The organism is Dyella kyungheensis, from assembly GCF_016905005.1.
In the GTDB taxonomy this organism is placed as follows: Bacteria; Pseudomonadota; Gammaproteobacteria; order Xanthomonadales; family Rhodanobacteraceae; genus Dyella; species Dyella kyungheensis.
Genome location: NZ_JADIKC010000014.1, coordinates 57,715 through 75,334, shown reverse-complemented (window position 1 = coordinate 75,334; position 17,620 = coordinate 57,715). Strand labels below are relative to the sequence as shown.

Genomic DNA, 17,620 nt, shown 5'->3' with positions numbered 1-17,620 from the left:
TCGCGGCAATGCGTTGCTGCAGTTGCGGCTTCTCGGCGATGGCGGCGGCGTAACGCGCATGCGTGTCGCGCAGATCGTCCATCTCCGCGCGAATCGACTGCAGCGGCGCCACGAACCACCAGTGCAGCAAGGCGAAATAGACGATCACCAACACCACCAGCAACAACAGCACGGCGGCGATGCGGCTCTCGCGCGGCTTGAGCGCGGTCAGCTTCATGGCGCGCTCCCGGCGGCGGCCGGCGCTTTAGGCTTCGCCTCGGCGGCCTTGCGCAGCTGCGCGACCATGTAGAAGCGTTCCTTGCCGGTGGAGGGATCGACCTGGATGGTGCCCTGGAAGTTCGCATCGGTGATGACCGTCGAACCCTTGAGCGCATCGACCAGGCGCGCCGCCTGCGGACTCTGGCCCTGGAAACCGACCTGGCCGGTGTTGTCGATGCTCAGTCGCTCCAACCACGCGGTGGTGGGCAGGCGCTGGCTGATGTCCTGCAGGACGCCGAGCGCCGAGACGGTGCGCTTCTTGCGTTCGGCAAGAAAACCGGCGGCGCCGGCATTATCCTGCAATTGCTGGCGCAAACCGGATACCTGCTGCGCATCCGCGCGCATGGCTTCCACCTCGCTGCGCATCTGCTCCAGCGCAGCCTCGCGGTTATGCAGATACTGCATCAACGACAGCAACAGCAAGACGATGGCTGCCACGCCCAGGGCGAGATTCAAGCGTTGCCGCGGATGTTTGCGGCGCGAGGCGAGTTCCGTGGGCAACAGATTGGCGCCAAGGCGATCGGCACCGAACGACACATCCACCGCATCGACCTGCAACCCCGACGCAGCGAGTTTGGCCAGCAGCGGATCGAGCGTCTGGCGAGACACCACGACGAGTTCCGCCGCGAAGCGCCCCGGCGGCGCCGGTGCGCGCACTTCTCGCACGTCGTAGCGCACCTGTTCGACGCGGAACGGCGTTTGCCGATCCATTTCGAACGCACCGATCTGCTGCAGGTTGTCGCGTGCGGCCAGCGGCAGGTTCAGGCGCGGGCGAAGTACGTGGTTGGGCTCAAGGCACAGCGCCATGCGCAGGTCTTCGGCATCGACGCCGCGCAAGGCATCTGCGAGGGCCACTTGCTGACTGGCGGGATCGAGCTGGCTGCTCCAATGCGCCAGCACGTGACTGGTGCCTGTCTTGCGCACCGTCCATTCGTCGCCTTCCAACTGCAACAGATACCAGGCCAGGCCGCCGCCAAAGCGGTTGCGCCAGCCCGCCGGCAGCAAACTCTGCAATTCGCCGCCCCACCACGCGAAAAAACGCGGCATGGGCGAACCACGCCACGCACGGCGTGCGCGATCTAACTGCAACTGCAACGGTTGCGTTGTGCTGTTCACTCGCCCTCTCCCTCCTGCCAACGCAGCACGGTATACGGCAGCGCGCCCGGGCGGATGCCCTGTATTCGCACTGTGGCGCGCAAGATCGCACGCGTACCGTCGGCCAGCGTGGCCTCCGAGCGAATACTATGCGTCACTCCCTGTATAGCAGCTAGGCCCGGCTGTTGTGGACCGCCCGAGCGGGACGCCGCGATGGCCTGCGCCTGCGCCGGCGTCATGCCGGGAATGGCGGCCAGGGCAAGCGCCGGCGCCGTCGCGGGATCCGGCGATGGGCGGCCCGACCACAAGGTCACCTGCGGGGCCACCGCACCGTACAGCTTGGGAGTCATGCCCAGCACCATCTGCAGTTCCTCGATCGTGCCGAACGGCCCGTGCCGGGGACCGTAATCCAGCCCGGCATTGGCATACGCAGCATTGGGCACGGTGCCCGCCGGGGTATAGGAAAAGCTGCGCCAGTCCACGATATTGCGGGCCAATGCTTGCGCGTCCATGTCGGACATGCCCGCCGCGCGGAACAGGTTCTGCAGCACGTCCGGCGAGGCGGCATTGAGATCGACCTTGCCCGTCTCGCTGATGATGCTGATGCTCACCTTGGCGCCGTCGAATGCAAACGGATAAGGACGCCCATCGGTCACCCAGCGTTGATCCTGCTGCGGGTCCTGCAGGGCATAGATGGCGCGCATCACGCCCGCTTCGGCGGCGTAATGCGCCTGCGTCTGCGCGAACTGGTAACGCGCCTGCAATCCTTCCGTGCGCGCCAGCACCGCATAGCCGCCCACCAGGATGGCCAGCAGCGTGCAGGCCCACAGCACCACCAGCAAGGCGACGCCGCGTTGGCGATGCATGGCCGCGCTCATTGCGTGGTCCGTCGCTGCAAACCCTGCAGCAGATCGACCGCCTGTCCCTGCACTGCCGTCACGTCGACGCGCAGCGGCGCGTCCAGCAAGGGCCACGTGGTGGTGCCATCCAATTGCAAGGCGATGCGCACGATACGCGGCATCGCGCGCGTATCGTCCCACTGGTCGCCCCACTGCCCGGCGCGGTCCTGCGTATCCGGCGCGCGATAACTGAACTTGCCATCGCGGATGTGATCCACCAGCACTTCGGGTTCACCCAGCGCTTTGGGCGCGCTGCCGTCGGGCGGCATCACCGCGAAGCTCGCTTCGAGCCGCGACGTGCCATCGCCGTTGGAGACCAGTTTCAACTGCTGCAGCTGCGGCCCCAGCTTGCCGAGATAGCCGGGCAGCGGCGCGACGAAACGAAGTTCATGCGCATCGCCCTTGAAGTACAGCGGATCGCCTTTGGCGGTACGTGCCAGCGGCACGGCACGCGCCTGGGCCAGCTCGCGGCGCAGGAACTGTTGCGCCGAACGCACTTCATCCATGCGCTCGATCGACGCTTCGCCCGAACGCACCGTATGCGTGGCCGTGCGCACACCGGAATAGACACCCAGCAACAATAGCGCAAACAACGCGAGAGCGCCCAGCACTTCCAGCAGCGTGAAGCCGCCTGCATGACGAGCCTGGTGTTGCCTCATCATGTCTTCACCGGGCCGAGCACGCGCAAGGTGCTGAAGTGCGCGGAGCGCTCGCGCAGCGACGGCCCCCAGATCACATCCAGGTCGAGCTTCACCACGCGAAGAGGGACGTTCTGCCCCGCAGCGGGTGCAGGGCTCCATGGCGTCACCACCAGGCGCCAGCGATAGTTGTCGTCGAAGCGGCCTTCCGTGTGCCCCGCCTGCAAGGGTGTGGTGATGTCCACGGTATCCAGCAACGAGCGCGCCCACATCGCGGCCTGGCTATGGTCGTCCGCATTGCGCGTGAGCTGGATCGAGCCGCCTGCCACTTTCAGCAAGGCCGTAAACGCGATGGCGAGCAACAACGTCGCCGCCACGACCTCCAGCAAACTGAAGCCGCGCGCGTGCCGCGTCATCGCTTCGGACTCACATCAGCCACGCTCACCGCACCAGTGAGCCAGGCCACGTTGACGCGCCACTGGCGCTGCTCGCGCTGCAGCGTGATGTGGCCGCCAGTAGAACTGCCGTCCGGAAAGAAACGGATGCGGCCGGTATGGCTGTTGACCTGATCTTCCTTCGCGCTGGTGATCCCTAACTTCATGCCCGACGGCAGGCGCACCGAAGGACCGTTGTCGGCGCGATAGGTGTTGTCGCGCGTATCGACATCGAAGGTATGTTCATTGCCATGCACGATCGCCTGCGTGCGCACGCCACGCAGCGCGGCGGCCAGTTCGCCGCTGGCCGCATTTACGCGCGCACTGGCCAACCCTTGCGTGACCGACACGGCGACGGCGGCCGCCGCGATGCCGATCAGCAGGATCACGGCGAGCATTTCGAGCAGGGTGAAGCCGCGCGCCGCACGTGACGTACGGTCGATACCGATGCGTGGCGACTTCACCTTCATGCCTACTGCCAGTTGCCTACGTCGGCGTTGTAACCGTCGCCGCCGGGCTTGCCGTCCTGGCCGTAGAAGACCAGGTCGAACGCACCGTGATCGCCCGGCACCTTGTAGCCAAACTCATGGCCCCACGGATCGTGCAGCTCCGACTCCTTCGCATACGGCCCCTGCCAGTTGCGCGCGTTGGCCGGCTTCACCATCAGGTCCTGCAACTGCTGCGGCGGGGCGCCGTTGTCGAGTGCGTAGTTCTCGATCTTCTGGCTCAGCGTGGTGAGCTGCGCCTTGCCCGCGCCGTACTTGCCCTTGTCGACGTTCTTGCCGACCTGGGTCACCACCACGGCGCCGATGATGCCGATCAACACGATCACCGCCAGCATTTCCAGCAGGGTGAAACCGCGCGCCGCCGCGTGACGGCCGAAAGTCCTTTGTCGCATGGGGTACCTCATCGTCGTTCGAAAGGGATTTACTGAATGTGGCTGGTGAGATCGAGCATCGGCAGCAAAATCGCCGCCATGATCACCGCCACCAGCAAGGTCATCACGATGGTCAGCGCCGGCACCAGCGCCGCCAGCAGGCGATCAATGGCGCGGCGGCTTTCCAGCTCGAAGGTATCGGCCACCTTCAACAGCATGGTGTCGAGCTGGCCGGCCTCCTCGCCCACCTGCACCATCTGCAGGGCGAGGCGGGGGAAGCGTTGCGACTGGGCCAGCGCGAAGGACAGGCCGGTGCCCTCCTTCACCTGTTCGGCGGCCTGCGCCAGCGCCAGGTCGAGTGCCTTGTTGGCGGTGACCTGGCGCGCGATGCCGAGCGAGGTGAGCAGCGGCACACCGTTCTTGAGCAGCGTGCCGAGCGTGCGGGCGATGCGTGCGGTTTGCACCTTCAGCATCAACGGGCCGATCACTTTCATGGTCAGCAGGCGCGTATGCCAGGCCAGTAGCGCAGCCGGATCGCGCAGGCGCGAGCGGGCGATCAACACGCCCACAATGAGCACGATGCCGATCGCCCACCACCAGGTCTGCAAGGTGTTGCCCACCGCCAGCACGATCTGCGTGATCAGTGGGATCGGCACCTGCATGTCGTCGAAGATCGGCACGAACTGCGGCACCACGTACGCCAGCAACAGCAGCAGCGAACCGAGCACGCCGACCATCAGGAAGGCCGGATAGATCAGCGCATTGATGATGCTGCCGCGCAACTGCTGCGAGCGTTCCAGGTAATCGGCCAGGCGGCGCAACGTGTCCTCCAGCGAACCGCCCGCCTCGCCCGCACGCACCAGGCTGATGTAGAGCTTGGGAAACACGCTGTGTTCATCGTCCAGCGCCTGCGACAGCGGTGTGCCGCCGCGCACGCGATCACGTACACGCTCGATCAGTTGCTTGGCGCTGGCGCCTTCGGGCAGATCCATCAGGATGCCGAGCGCGCGATCCAGCGGCTGGCCGGCACCCAGCAAAGTTGCCAATTGGTGCGTGAACTGCGCCAGCTGATCGCCGGTAAAGGCGCCGCGCTTGAACCAGCCCGCCATGCCACTGCCACCGGCACCGCTGTCGGCAGCCTGCGCATCGAGCGGCGTGTGGCCCTGGTCCTGCAACCGGCTCACCACCTCCTCGAGGCTGGCCGCTTCCATCTGGCCCTGCAGCGTTTCGCCGGCGGCGCTGACGGCGCGGTAGCGGAATTGGGTCATGGGTGCACCCGATGAGCGCTATAACAAAGACGATGCACGCCTCTGCGCGACACCACCACACGCTCGTCATCCCGGCGCAGGCCGGAATGACGGTGAGAGGTGGAGAGCGCACAGGCGCCCCCTTGCTCTCGTGTCGAAGCCTCAACCTTCCTGCGTAACACGCAGCACCTCCTCGAGGGTGGTCACGCCCGCCACAGCCTTGGCAATCCCATCCTCGTACATCGTGCGCATGCCCTCGGCGCGCGCGGCCCGTTCGATCTCGCCCGCATCAGCGCGCTGCATCACCAGGCGCCGCAGCGGATCGGTCATCACCAGGAATTCCATGATGGCGCGGCGGCCGCGATAGCCGGACGGATTGGCGGCGCTGGTGCCCGGCTTCCACAGGCGGATCGGACGCTCATCGGTGTACTTGTGCAGCTCGAACTGCTCGATCACTTCGGGCAGCGCTTCATAGGACGTCGCCGTCTCCGGATCGAGCCGTCGCACCAGACGCTGGGCCAGGATGCCGTTGACGGTGGAACCGAGCAGATAGTCCTCCACGCCCATGTCGAGCAGACGTGTGATACCACCGGCCGCACTGTTGGTGTGCAACGTCGACAGCACCAGATGGCCGGTCAGCGCCGACTGGATCGCGATGCGGCAGGTCTCCAGATCGCGCATTTCGCCGATCATGATCACGTCCGGATCCTGGCGCACGATGGAACGCAGCGCACCAGCAAAATCCAGCCCGATCTGCGGCTTCACCTGGATCTGGTTGATCCCTTCGATCTGGTATTCCACCGGATCTTCGACGGTGATGATCTTCACGTCCGGCGTATTGATCTGCGACAGCGCGGTATACAGCGTGGTGGTCTTACCCGAGCCGGTCGGACCGGTCACCAGCAGAATACCGTGCGGCCGCTCCAGCACGTCGACGAAGCGCTGCTGGAAATTATCCGTAAAGCCCAGCGAGGCGAAGTCGAACACCACCGACTCGCGATCGAGGATACGCATCACCACCGACTCGCCGAAACTGGTCGGCACGGTGGAGACGCGCAGGTCCAACTCCTTGCCCTGCACACGCAGCTGGATGCGGCCATCCTGCGGCAGGCGGCGCTCGGCAATGTTGAGCTTGGCCATGATCTTCACGCGCGAGATCACCGCGGCGGTGGAACTGGACGGCGGTGCCTCCACTTCGTGCAGCACGCCGTCGATGCGGTAACGCACCTTCAGGCGATTTTCGAACGGCTCGATATGCACGTCCGAGGCGCGCTGTTCGACTGCGCGCTGAAGAATGAGATTGACCAGGCGGATCACCGGCGCCTCGGAGGCAAGGTCGCGCAGGTGCTCCACGTCGTCTTCCACGGCAGCGCTGCCGTCGAGGTTTTCCACGATGGTGCCCATCGCCGAACGGCCGCTGCCGTAATAGCGCTCGATCAGATCGTCGATCTCCGAACGCAGGCCAATGCGCATTACGACCGGCCGACCGGCCGCCAGTTGGATCGCCTGCAACGGGTACGGATCAGCCGGGTCGGAGACGACCAGGCCCAGCCCGTCCTCGTCCACCCGCACCGGCACCACATGTTGCTGCTTGAGGAAGCGGACGGACACGTCCAACTCCGCCGGGGGCATATCCGGCGCATCGCGAGCTGCCAAGAGGGGGATCGCGAGCAATTCGGACCAGGCCTCGGCCAGGTCGCGCTCGGACACCAGGCCCAGGCGGGCCATCAGGCCCGTCAGGGTCCCGTCGGGCGACTCTTCGTGGAGACGGCGTGCACGTACGAGATCCGACTCCTTCAGCCGCCCACGGGAGACCAGCAGCGAGCAGACCGCCACTTCGCGGCCTTCCGTCGCCGCACCCTCCGCGTTGGCCGCCGGCTTTGCGACTGCCGACATGCATCACCCCGTTTCAAGACTGGTTCCAACCCGTTTGCCGCCCCCAACGACACCGGAGGCGCATTGTTAACACACCCGCCCATACACGCGCGAGCACGGTTTCTCACCTCGGCTCATTGGTTGGGACCGCACGGCGCGGCCAGTGTTCCGCGTTTCCTGGAAAGCAGGGGCACTGGGGGTGGAAGCCGCTTCGGGGGGCGTGTCTTCCTGTCGATTCGCAAGAATTCGCTGCCAGAGGGTGGCGAATGGGTGGTTCTAGCGTTGACGGCGAAACCGGGGCCATAGCCTAGCTAGTGCCGAAGCTTCCGCGTTTGCGAGGCGAACCCGGATTCTTTTCCCGGTTGGCACCAGAAGACATAGGCGGCCGCCATGACAACGCCTGCGGCCAAGGATCCTTCCATCTCACTGCGAATCGTGGTCTCCATGTAGATAATCAGGATCGAAAGCAAAACAGCCGAAGAAATCGCCACTCTCTTGAGGATTGTCACAAGCTGCACCCCTGACTGTGTTTTGTCTTGCGCGCTGCCATGGCCGTGCGGCGTTGGCGGTCGCGGTTGCCGGCAACCGGCGTCGCTCGGACGCCGGCTGCCCTCCTGCTTGTTACCAACCGAAACTCATGCCCACGGTGCCGCTCGACTCCCCACCCCCTGCGATGGAACCGCCGACCAGCACCGCGCCATTGCCAGGCAGGCGATACGAGTAACCCACGGCGAGCGCGCCTTGACCGCCGTAGCCACCCACCGCTGCACTGATGCGGTTTTGGGTATTGGGTGCAGAGGCGATCGCGCCCGCCATGCCAGCCATGGCGCTGCCCATTGCCCCAACGCGATCCAGTCGCGTGTTGACGGTATGGAACTGCTGATTCACCTGATCCTTGAAGGCGTTGAAATCACCCGTGGTGGTGAAGCCGGTCAGCTTGCTGTCGGTATAGGCATTGGCAGAACTCAGGGTGCCCTGATCGCCTGCATCGGCGTACCGCTTGGCGGTAACCAGTGCATCCTGCACCTGACCAAAGTTCGCCGCATCGGTGGTCTGAGTGCCGGCCGCCACATTGGTGACCTGACGCTCATGACCCGCCGAACCCACCGACACCGAGTTGTCGCGCGTTGCCACGGAACCGCTGCCCAACGCCACGGCATTGCTCGCCTTGGCCTGCGCATTGCTGCCGATGGCGGTGCTGTTGGCACCGGAGGCGACCGCAGAGGCACCACCCGCCGTCGCATTTTTGCCGCTCGCCGTAGGCGCTGCCGTATTGTCCGCGCTGACCTGGAACAGGCCCGCCTGACCCTGCGTCAGGTTGGTGACGTTGGCTACCGTGGATTCGACGTTGGTCACGCGTGCATCGAGCTTGTTCACCGCCTGGTTGGTGGCATTGAGCTGGCTGCCGTTGACGGCGTCAGTGCTATTGGCATCGATGCGCCCCGCCGCCACGTTGGTGACGGTGCGTTCGGCGCCCTTGTCACCCACGCTCACCGTGCCAGTGGGATTGCTGCCGGCAAAGTTGTAGTTATCGCCGGCAATCTTCGCCCCGGTGGTGGCCACCGCGTTGGCCGTGGCGGAGCCCGAACCCAGCGCCACACTGTTGGCCGTATCCGCCTTCGCGCCATTGCCGATGGCCACGCCGTTCTCAGCCGATGCGACCGCCGCCGGACCTGCTGCCACCGCGTTGGCCCCTGTTGCACTGGCTTTGGCAAGCGTCGAATTGGCCTGGAAGTATCGGGAGCCACCCGCAGTGATGTTGTCGATCTGCCCTTGGAGATCGGTCTTCACGCCATATAGCTGCGCACCGTTGACGGCATCCGTACTGTCACTACTCACCTTGCCTTCGGCCAGATTGGTGATGACCGTGCCCTTCGCTCCGCCAAGGCTTACCTTAGCCTTGGTCGTAGCATCGTCGTACATCACTGCACCGGCCAACGTCGTGTTGGTACCAGCAATGGCCGTATTCAGCTGCGATACGTTCACAGCGTCCGTGGCGTCCGAGCCAGCAGCTACGTTGGTGATGCGGCGCTCGGCGCCTACGCTGCCCACGGACACCGTGTTGGCCTGATCCGCCACCGAGTTGGCACCCAAGGCGACGCTGTTCGCCGCACTGGCATAAGCGTCATAACCGAACGCACTGGCGTTGGCGGCATTGGTGCCAGCGCCGCTGCCCAGTGCCGTCGAACCGACGCCTTGCGCGATAGCGTTGGCGCCCACGGCGCTGCTGTTGTCGTCATACGCCACGCTGCCTGCGCCAACCGCCGTGCTCTCGATGCCGTTGGCCACGCTGTTGGCACCGTAGGCGCTGCTGCGCTCAGCGAAGGCGGCGCTGTTCGCACCCGTCGCAGTGCTGTCCTCGCCTTCGGCGTCGGACTGATAGCCTGTCGCTTGAGCGCGTTCGGCCGTCGCCTGCGCGCCGACGCCCATGGCTTGAGCACGGCTGACCGTCGCCTTGGATGCAGCACCCACGGCGACAGCGTCACTGATGTCGGCACTGCCATCCTTCACACCGGCGATCGCGCCGTTGCCGATCGCCATGTTGCGCGTGCCCTTACCGCCGCCAGCCCACGCGTTCGTGCCCATCGCCTGGTCGTTGTCAAAGGCCGCCACGGCACCATGACCGATGCCTATGCTGTCCGTGCCCCAAGCCACGCTGGAGTTACCGACGGCTACGGCATCGGTGGTGCCGATATTGAGTCCATTGGCGAGACTGTTCGTGCCAATGGCAATGCTCCCATCACCGTTGGCAGCCGCTTTATAGCCAAGGCCGGTGGCACCACCCGTGCCGTTCCCGCCCGCATAGGCGCCAGCGCCCACGGCCGTTCCATTGGTGCCCCAACCGCGCGTACCGGAACCAATGGCGATACTGTTATTGGTATAAGTGGTTGCACTGAGTCCCATCGCGATGGAACTGCCACCGATGGAGTAACTGTTGGTGCCCAGTGCAAGCGAGTTGTCGCCGTAGCTGATGGCCCTGCGGCCGATGGCCACGCCGTTGAGCGTGCCCTGCGCCAATGCTGCGCTATAACCCATCGCCACGCCGTATTGCGCTCCCGAGTAGGCAAGCGCCGAGTTGCCGATCACGATGCTGTTGATCGAACCGATCGGCGTGGTCGGACTTTTGGGGCTCGCCCCATCAGTAGCCGCTGCGCCTTGACCCACGACGATGGCGCCCGTGGAGAGCGTGCCGGTGTAGGAACTGCCAGAACCCAGCACGATGCTATTGGCGCCTTGCGCCTTGACGCCCTGGCCCATGGCCATCGACGTGGCGCCGATCGCTTGCGCGCCATTGCCATGGGCGATGGCGTTGGTGTTGCTGGCGATCGCGTTCAAACCCATGGCCACGCTGTTCGCGCCACTGGCATTGGCACCGTTGCCTTGGGCCATCGAATTCGCCCCGCTGGCCGCAGCGTTGACACCTTGAGCCAGGCTGTTCACGCCGCTGGCGTAAGCCCCGTAGCCCGTCGCGATGGCGTAGTCGGCGTTGGTGCCTGCACCGCTGCCGATAGCCGACGATCCCTTGCCTTGGGCAATAGCATTCGCACCCACAGCAGTGCTGTTGTCGTCATAGGCCACGCTGCCTGCGCCCATCGCGGTGCTCTCGGTGCCGTTGGCCACGCTGTTGGCGCCATACGCGCTGCTGCGATCGCCGAAGGCTGCGCTGTTCGCACCCGCAGCGACCGCGTGATCACCGGATGCTGTGGCGTCTTCCGATCCATCGGTCGAACCGCTCGCATCAAACAGGTGGCTGGCAACGGCAGCGCTTCCTTGAGGCGTGACCGTGGGATGGCCGCCCTGAAGGGCGGCAAGAGAGGACGCGGGTTGCGCTTGCGTTTGCTTGGCACGGGCGTTGTCGTCGGCCGATGCCTGACCTGAAAGCATCATCGCGATGCCCAGGGACGCCACGGTGACACAAACGAGCTTGCGTGACGCGCCTTTTCCGTTGCGCTTGGCGAATTCGGAAGCCACCACCAATTTGCCCAGCGATTTGTTCCAAACCTTGCTGTAGATCTTGTTCATCCAGAATTCCTCAGTTTAGATCCAGCTGACAAACCCGATTCGCGCAGCCCCATGCCCATCTGGAAACTTCGCGGCGTCGAGTGGATCGCTGGCTACGTGTGGTGTGTGGCGTACGTGCTTTTTGCTTACCGAAACAATTCGGCGGCGCGCACGAACCCACCGCTTCAGCGATGGAAGCGGTCCGATATATCCAGGGGAACGTAGAGCGGGCCGGACGCCCGCCCTACGTTGTTGCCAACTTACTGCGAGGCAGGCGTATAGGTCGCCTGCACGCTCACACCGGTGTACGCCTGTACACCAACGACCCGCAGGTAGTACGTCGTGGCGGCCGCAACCTTGGCCACGGTGACGGACTCTGCATTCCCTGCGTGGATTGAAGAAGCGTCAAACGCCGTGGCGGTTGGTGCAGCGCCGGCCTTTACATAGAGCGACACATCGCCCGTGCCGCCAGCAGTGCGGATGACCAGCGCGCGAGCGTTGGCGGGTACGTCGATCTTGTAGAACGTCTCGCTACCAGCATCACCCTTCTGACCGGTCAGCGCGACGCCGTTCTGGAGCACGGTCGCGTTGTCGGTTGGCGGCGTCGTTCCACCGCCCTTAACGGCTTCGGCGACAGCGGCACCCGCATCGAGGATACCGGCGCCAAATGTCTTGTTGGAATTTGGCGTGGTATGCGGCGTGCGCGCAGTCTTCTGCAGAACAGCGAGCACTTCATCGGGCGTGAGCAACGGCATGTTCGCTGCGAGACGCGCAGACTGCATGAGAGCGACCGCACCGGTCACGTGCGGCGTCGCCTGCGACGTCCCCGCCATGCCACCGTAGGTATCACCGCCCGGACTGGCCGCCGGTGAAGTGCTGCTGTTATTGACAGCCTGCCACGCGAACCCCTCGGGGTTGAGCTGCGTACCTGAAGAGGCTTCGTTGGGATAAACGCCGCCGCCGAATGCCGCCAGCTTGACGATGCTCTCGCCCGGAGCGTTGTAGTTGGAATAGAAAGACAAGCCGCTGCCCACACCGGTGGAAGCCACCGTGATCACACCTGGGCAACTCGCGGGCGAATGGCTTTTAACGTCCGCTCCATCGTTGCCTGCAGCCACGACGACGGTGGTGCCCTTGGCGCGGGCCTTGGCAATGGCTTGAGCCGTCGCGTCGTCCGCGGTACACGTGCCGTCGCCACCCAGACTCATGTTGATAACCTGCGCTGGATGCTGGTTATCGGCAACACCGTCCACATGGCCGCCGGAGGCCCACACGATGGCGTCGGCGATATCGCTATCGTAGCCACCGCAGTGACCGAGCGCGCGTACGGGCAACACCTTCGCCTTATAGGCGATACCGGCCATGCCAATGCTGTTGTTGGTAATTTCGGCACCGCTGGCGCTCGCTACGTGTGAACCATGCCACGAACTGCCCTGCCCTTGGCCCTGATTCACACACGCATTGGCACCCGAGTCGTACGGGGCGCCGGTCGTCCAGTCACCCAGGTCCCAACCGCCTGATACGCGACCGTCCGTGGAACGACCCGAGACGAAACCGTCACTGATGAAGTCGTAACCAGCATCACCGAGCGACGCGTCGATGTCTGCGTGTTTCACGATACCCGTATCAATCACGGCAATCGTGATGCCAGTACCGTCCGCCAAGTCCCAAGCCCCGGTCACATTGGCACCGCCCCAGTTGGCGACCTTGTTACCTGCTGCCGTTGCCGTGCCGTCACCCGGCAGATAGTCGGTCTGGTACTTGGCGAAATAATTGTCGTTTGGCGTAAAGGACGCCGGCGCCTTGATACCAATGGCGTGACGCATCACGTCGGGCTGCACGTAGGCCACGGTGGGATCGCTGGCGATGGATTGCATGAATGCCGCGGCTTCCGACGCATTGAGCTTGCGCGATGTCGTGATCAGGTGGGCGCCGGTGGCCAACGTGCGCTTGTAGGAAACCGCGGGAGCATTGCTGGACAGCGATGCCTGAAGCTTGGTGGCGCGCGACATGGCCGCGCTTGCGCTCTGCGTGGCCGCCACAGCAGTGGTGGGCACACTGGCGTTGTATCGAACGATGAAACGGTTGTACGTGGCATTGCCGGTGACCGCGCTGGCATTGATGCGCGTAGCGAAGCCATTCGACCCCGAGGTGGACTGTGCGTGGGCGGTGACGCTCAGCGAAAGCGCAAGGGCTACTGAGGCAGCGAGCGCTGCCTTGAACATTGGGTACTGCATGTTTGGATACTCCCCGATATTGATGAGCGACCTACGAAGTCGCACTGCTTCTACGCACGCTGGAGTCATACATCGCTGTCCCCGGGCGATGTAGGGCATGCCGTTGCGAAGACAGGTCGACTATCCGTCGGGGGGCGGCAATCTCGTATAGGAGAGGGGTGCCTATGCACGTACTGTTTCACGCACAACTAAGTAGGTGTTGGCCGATACTCTGACGGATTGATGCGACGCACACATGGGAGGATCGATACCCATACACAGGGCTCTGTGGCGCGAACGGGTTCACGGCACTCCTTGACTGCCTTGTTTAACTGGATGCCGATCTCTGGAAAAATACGCACTCTTCTGTCGGGCACGTCCTTTTATGCAACTCGTTGACATCGGCGCCAACCTCACCCACGAATCGTTTCGGCACGACTTTGATGCCGTGCTTGATCGTGCAAAGCACCATGGCGTGGTCCAGCTGATGGTGACGGGCGCATCACGCGACGGAAGTACGCATGCGCTGGCGCTGGCCCAGGCTCACCCTGACGTGCTCTATGCCACGGCGGGTGTGCACCCACACCACGCCATTGATTACGACGACGCCACCGACGCGCTGCTGCGCGAACTGGCTACACACCCGGAAGTACGCGCCGTGGGCGAAACCGGGCTGGACTACAACCGCAACTACTCACCGCGCGATGTGCAGCTAGCGGTGTTCGAGCAGCAGCTTCAAATAGCGGTGGATGTGCAGAAGCCTCTGTTCCTGCACCAGCGCGATGCGCACCACGATTTCGTCGCCCTATTGCGTCGCTATCGCGACAAGGTGCCGGCCATGGTCGTGCATTGCTTTACCGATACCGGCGAAGCGCTGCGCGACTATCTCGACCTGGATTGCCACATCGGCATCACCGGCTGGATCTGCGACGAGCGGCGTGGCACGCATCTGCGTGAACTGGTGAAGGACATTCCCGCGAATCGATTGATGATCGAGACGGACGCTCCGTACCTGCTGCCGCGCACGGTGAAGCCACACCCGGCACATCGACGCAATGAGCCGATGTATCTGCGGCATATCTGCGATGAAATTGCGCGCGATCGCGGGGAATCGTCGGAAGAGACAGCCGCGTACAGCACGGCGACAGCGCGGGCTTTCTTTGGATTGCCTTCGGTCTGAAAGCAACGCGCGCATCAACCCACGATGCGCGTGCTTCCCGGCGCGAGTCCATCCAACGCATAAGACCCGATGCGTTCGCGGATCAGCCGAAGCGTGGGGAAACCCACCGCCGCCGTCATGCGGCGAACCTGCCGGTTACGACCTTCGCGCAGGGTGATGCGCAGCCAGCTGGTGGGAATGAGTTTGCGATAGCGCACGGGCGGGTCGCGCGGCCATAGCCATTCGGGTTCGGCGGCGTGTTCGGCTTGCGCGGGCAGCGTCGGACCATCGTTGAGCACCACACCGCGCGCAAGCGAGGCGATCGCCTCGTCGGTAATCTGCCCATCGACCTGCACAAGATACGTCTTCGGCTCCTTGTGCTTCGGGTCGGTGAGCTTGTGCGCCAGGCGGCCATCGTCGGTGAGCAGCAGCAAGCCCTCACTGTCGTGATCGAGCCGTCCAGCCGGATAGACGTCTTTTTGCTTGACGAAGGCCGCCAGCGTGGGGCGGCCGTCGGCGTCGCTGAACTGGCAGAGCACGCCGTACGGCTTATTGAGTGCGATGAGCATGCGAGAACAACAGCGCCCCGCGTCACGCGGGGCGCTTTAGCATCAGTGCGAGGACGGCGCAGCCGCCGCTGCGTCCGGCTTCACGAAACGCAGCGTCATGCGATCCGATTCGCCGATGGCCTGGTACTTGGCGCGATCCTGCTCGCCCAGGGTCAGCGTGGGCGGCAGCGTCCACACGCCCTTGGGATAATCCTTGGTGTCCTTCGGGTTCGCGTTGATCTCGCTCGATTCCTGCAGACGGAAGCCCGCATCGGTGGCGAGCTTGATCACCACATTCGTCGGCAGGTAGCCGCTGTCCTTGACGGCATCCAGGCTCGCGTTGTCGGCGGCGCGGTGATCTTCCACGCCGAGCACGCCACCCGGACGAAGCACGGCATAGAACGCCTTGAACATGGCCGGCGCGGTATCGGCCTCCACCCAGTTATGCACGTTGCGGAAGGTCAGCACCATGTCCGCCGAGGCAGCCGGACCGAACGACGGCGCCTTCGGATCGAATTCCACCAGTTGCGCCTTGCCGTAGTGCGCGGGGTCGGCGGCGAACTTCGCCTTCAGCGCGGTCAGGTCGCGGCTGGCTTCGCCGTCGACGGCAGGCTTGGCGGTGGCCGCGATGTAGTGGCCGTTGTTGCGCAACAGCGGCGCAAGAATTTCGGTGTACCAGCCGCCGCCCGGGGTGATTTCGACCACGGTGAGATCGGGCCGGATGCCGAAGAACTGCAACGTGCCCTTGGGATGGCGATAGACGTCGCGCGCCTTGTGGTCCGGAGCACGCCAGTCGCCCGCAATCACCTGATCGAGCTGCGAGGCGGTGAAATCGGTGGCGCTGGTGGGCGGCACCAGGGCGCCGGCCGGTTGATCCTGCGCCTGCGCATTGGCGGGCGCGGAATTGCCACTGCAAGCCGCCAGCAGCATCGCTGCAAGCCCAAGGAACATACCGCTCTTCATCGAAAACCCCTATCAAAAAAAGCGTCTGAACCGCATGTACAGCATCGCGGCGCCAGCTTGCCGGCCATTATGTATACAAAGGGTGGAAACCCGGGGGGTTTCCCCACTCTCCACGACCCCCAGCTAAGCATGCGAAGCTTGAGGTCGTCTTTCAGGCAGAGACTGGGCTCAGTAGTGGATGACCGAGCGGATGACCTTGCCTTCGTGCATCAGCTCGAACGCCTCGTTGATACGCTCCAGCGGCAACACCTTGGTGATCATCTCGTCGATCTTGATCTCGCCCGCCATGTAGCGGTCCACGTAACCGGGCAACTGCGAGCGCCCCTTCACGCCGCCGAAGGCCGAACCGCGCCACACGCGCCCCGTCACCAGCTGGAACGGACGCGTGCTGATCTCCTGTCCGGCACCGGCCACGCCGATGATCACCGACTCGCCCCAGCCCTTGTGGCAGCATTCCAGCGCCGCACGCATCACGTTGACGTTGCCGATGCATTCGAACGAATAGTCCACGCCGCCATCGGTGAGATCGACGATGACCTGCTGGATCGGCGTGTCCGGGTAGTCCTTCGGGTTGACGAAGTCGGTGGCGCCCAGTGCACGCGCCATCTCGAACTTGTCGGCGTTGGTGTCCACCACCACGATGCGGCCCGCTCTCGCCATCACCGCGCCCTGCACCACCGAAAGACCGATGCCGCCGAGGCCAAACACCGCCACGCTCGCACCCGGTTCCACTTTCGCCGTGTTGAGCACGGCGCCGATGCCGGTGGTGATGCCGCAACCTAGCAGGCACACCTTTTCCAGCGGAGCAGCCTTGTTGATCTTGGCCAGCGAGATCTCCGGCAGCACGGTGTACTCGCTGAACGTGCTGGTGCCCATGTAATGCAGCAGCGGCTTGCCGTTGAGCGAGAAGCGCGAGCTGCCGTCCGGCATCACGCCACGACCCTGGGTGACGCGGATCTTCTGGCACAGGTTGGTCTTGCCGCTGAGGCAGAACTTGCACTGGCCGCACTCGGGCGTGTACAGCGGAATCACGTGGTCGCCCACTTTCAGCGAGGTGACGCCCTCGCCCACTTCCTCGACGATGCCGCCACCCTCGTGCCCCAGGATCACCGGGAACTGGCCTTCCGGATCGGCGCCCGAGAGGGTGAACGCATCGGTATGGCACACGCCCGTGGCCACGATGCGCACCAGCACTTCACCGGCCTTGGGTCCGGCCACATCGACCTGCTCGATGCACAGGGGCTTGCCTGCTTCCCAGGCGACGGCGGCGCGCGATTTCATGGCGTGGATCCTTGAGGGGTGAGGTGGGGAAAGCGAATGATGCAGGGTTGGGGTGGAATGTGGAACCGCTTCCGGCGTCGACTTTGGTGCAAAGCGGAGAACCTGTGGGAGCGCACCCTGTGCGCGAC

The 17,620-nt window shown here is 64.3% G+C and carries 14 protein-coding genes and 1 pseudogene; 1 reads left to right on the top strand and 14 read right to left on the bottom strand.

Translation table 11 applies throughout. The features are described 5' to 3' along the window. The 11 genes and pseudogenes from ISP20_RS21025 to ISP20_RS20975 form a co-directional block, all read right to left on the bottom strand. Positions 1 to 217: pseudogene (locus ISP20_RS21025) on the bottom strand (type II secretion system protein GspM); the annotation flags it as partial. Further along, complete coding sequence (locus ISP20_RS21020) at positions 214 to 1,374, bottom strand: PilN domain-containing protein (protein WP_204638177.1); 1,161 nt, start codon at positions 1,372 to 1,374, stop codon at positions 214 to 216. The pseudogene ISP20_RS21025 and the gene ISP20_RS21020, both read right to left, overlap by 4 nt. Then, a complete protein-coding gene (locus tag ISP20_RS21015) occupies positions 1,371 to 2,219 on the bottom strand; it encodes a type II secretion system minor pseudopilin (protein WP_239536254.1) in 849 nt (282 codons plus the stop codon). The genes ISP20_RS21020 and ISP20_RS21015 overlap by 4 nt, the downstream gene beginning before the upstream one ends. An 8-nt stretch (positions 2,220 to 2,227) precedes the next feature. Beyond that, positions 2,228 to 2,914, bottom strand: coding sequence for a prepilin-type N-terminal cleavage/methylation domain-containing protein (locus ISP20_RS21010; protein WP_239536252.1), 687 nt, complete (start codon positions 2,912 to 2,914; stop codon positions 2,228 to 2,230). Beyond that, complete coding sequence (locus tag ISP20_RS21005; RefSeq protein WP_204638175.1) at positions 2,911 to 3,306, bottom strand: type IV pilus modification PilV family protein; 396 nt, start codon at positions 3,304 to 3,306, stop codon at positions 2,911 to 2,913. The genes ISP20_RS21010 and ISP20_RS21005 overlap by 4 nt, the downstream gene beginning before the upstream one ends. Next, on the bottom strand, positions 3,303 to 3,794 hold the full coding sequence (locus ISP20_RS21000; RefSeq protein ID WP_204637873.1) for a GspH/FimT family pseudopilin: 492 nt from the start codon (positions 3,792 to 3,794) through the stop codon (positions 3,303 to 3,305). The genes ISP20_RS21005 and ISP20_RS21000 overlap by 4 nt, the downstream gene beginning before the upstream one ends. Positions 3,795 to 3,796: 2 nt before the next feature. Next, positions 3,797 to 4,222, bottom strand: coding sequence for a type II secretion system major pseudopilin GspG (gene gspG / locus ISP20_RS20995; RefSeq protein ID WP_204638174.1), 426 nt, complete (start codon positions 4,220 to 4,222; stop codon positions 3,797 to 3,799). Between the two features lie 29 nt (positions 4,223 to 4,251). Further along, positions 4,252 to 5,469, bottom strand: coding sequence for a type II secretion system inner membrane protein GspF (gene gspF / locus ISP20_RS20990; protein WP_204638173.1), 1,218 nt, complete (start codon positions 5,467 to 5,469; stop codon positions 4,252 to 4,254). Between the two features lie 141 nt (positions 5,470 to 5,610). Beyond that, positions 5,611 to 7,344: a type II secretion system ATPase GspE gene (gene gspE / locus ISP20_RS20985; protein ID WP_204638172.1), complete on the bottom strand. Its 1,734-nt coding sequence runs from the start codon at positions 7,342 to 7,344 to the stop codon at positions 5,611 to 5,613. 600 nt (positions 7,345 to 7,944) lie between these two features. After that, complete coding sequence (locus tag ISP20_RS20980) at positions 7,945 to 11,346, bottom strand: ESPR-type extended signal peptide-containing protein (protein WP_204638171.1); 3,402 nt, start codon at positions 11,344 to 11,346, stop codon at positions 7,945 to 7,947. A gap of 239 nt (positions 11,347 to 11,585) precedes the next feature. Next, positions 11,586 to 13,550 (bottom strand): S8 family serine peptidase, encoded by a 1,965-nt coding sequence (locus ISP20_RS20975; protein WP_239536250.1) that lies wholly within the window; start codon positions 13,548 to 13,550, stop codon positions 11,586 to 11,588. A gap of 376 nt (positions 13,551 to 13,926) precedes the next feature. Here ISP20_RS20975 and ISP20_RS20970 point away from each other — a divergent pair, with 376 nt between their 5' ends. Next, positions 13,927 to 14,721, top strand: a complete 795-nt coding sequence (locus ISP20_RS20970; RefSeq protein ID WP_204638169.1) for a TatD family hydrolase — start codon at positions 13,927 to 13,929, stop codon at positions 14,719 to 14,721. A 14-nt stretch (positions 14,722 to 14,735) separates the two neighbouring features. Here the strand turns inward: ISP20_RS20970 and ISP20_RS20965 are convergent, their stop codons facing one another. The 3 genes from ISP20_RS20965 to ISP20_RS20955 all read right to left on the bottom strand — a co-directional run bounded on the left by ISP20_RS20965 (position 14,736) and on the right by ISP20_RS20955 (position 17,492). Beyond that, complete coding sequence (locus tag ISP20_RS20965; RefSeq protein WP_204638168.1) at positions 14,736 to 15,269, bottom strand: pseudouridine synthase; 534 nt, start codon at positions 15,267 to 15,269, stop codon at positions 14,736 to 14,738. A gap of 42 nt (positions 15,270 to 15,311) precedes the next feature. Further along, positions 15,312 to 16,211, bottom strand: a complete 900-nt coding sequence (locus ISP20_RS20960) for a class I SAM-dependent methyltransferase (RefSeq protein ID WP_239536248.1) — start codon at positions 16,209 to 16,211, stop codon at positions 15,312 to 15,314. A 168-nt stretch (positions 16,212 to 16,379) separates the two neighbouring features. Continuing rightward, a complete protein-coding gene (locus ISP20_RS20955) occupies positions 16,380 to 17,492 on the bottom strand; it encodes an S-(hydroxymethyl)glutathione dehydrogenase/class III alcohol dehydrogenase (protein ID WP_204638167.1) in 1,113 nt (370 codons plus the stop codon). Between the last annotated feature and the right edge of the window lie 128 nt (positions 17,493 to 17,620).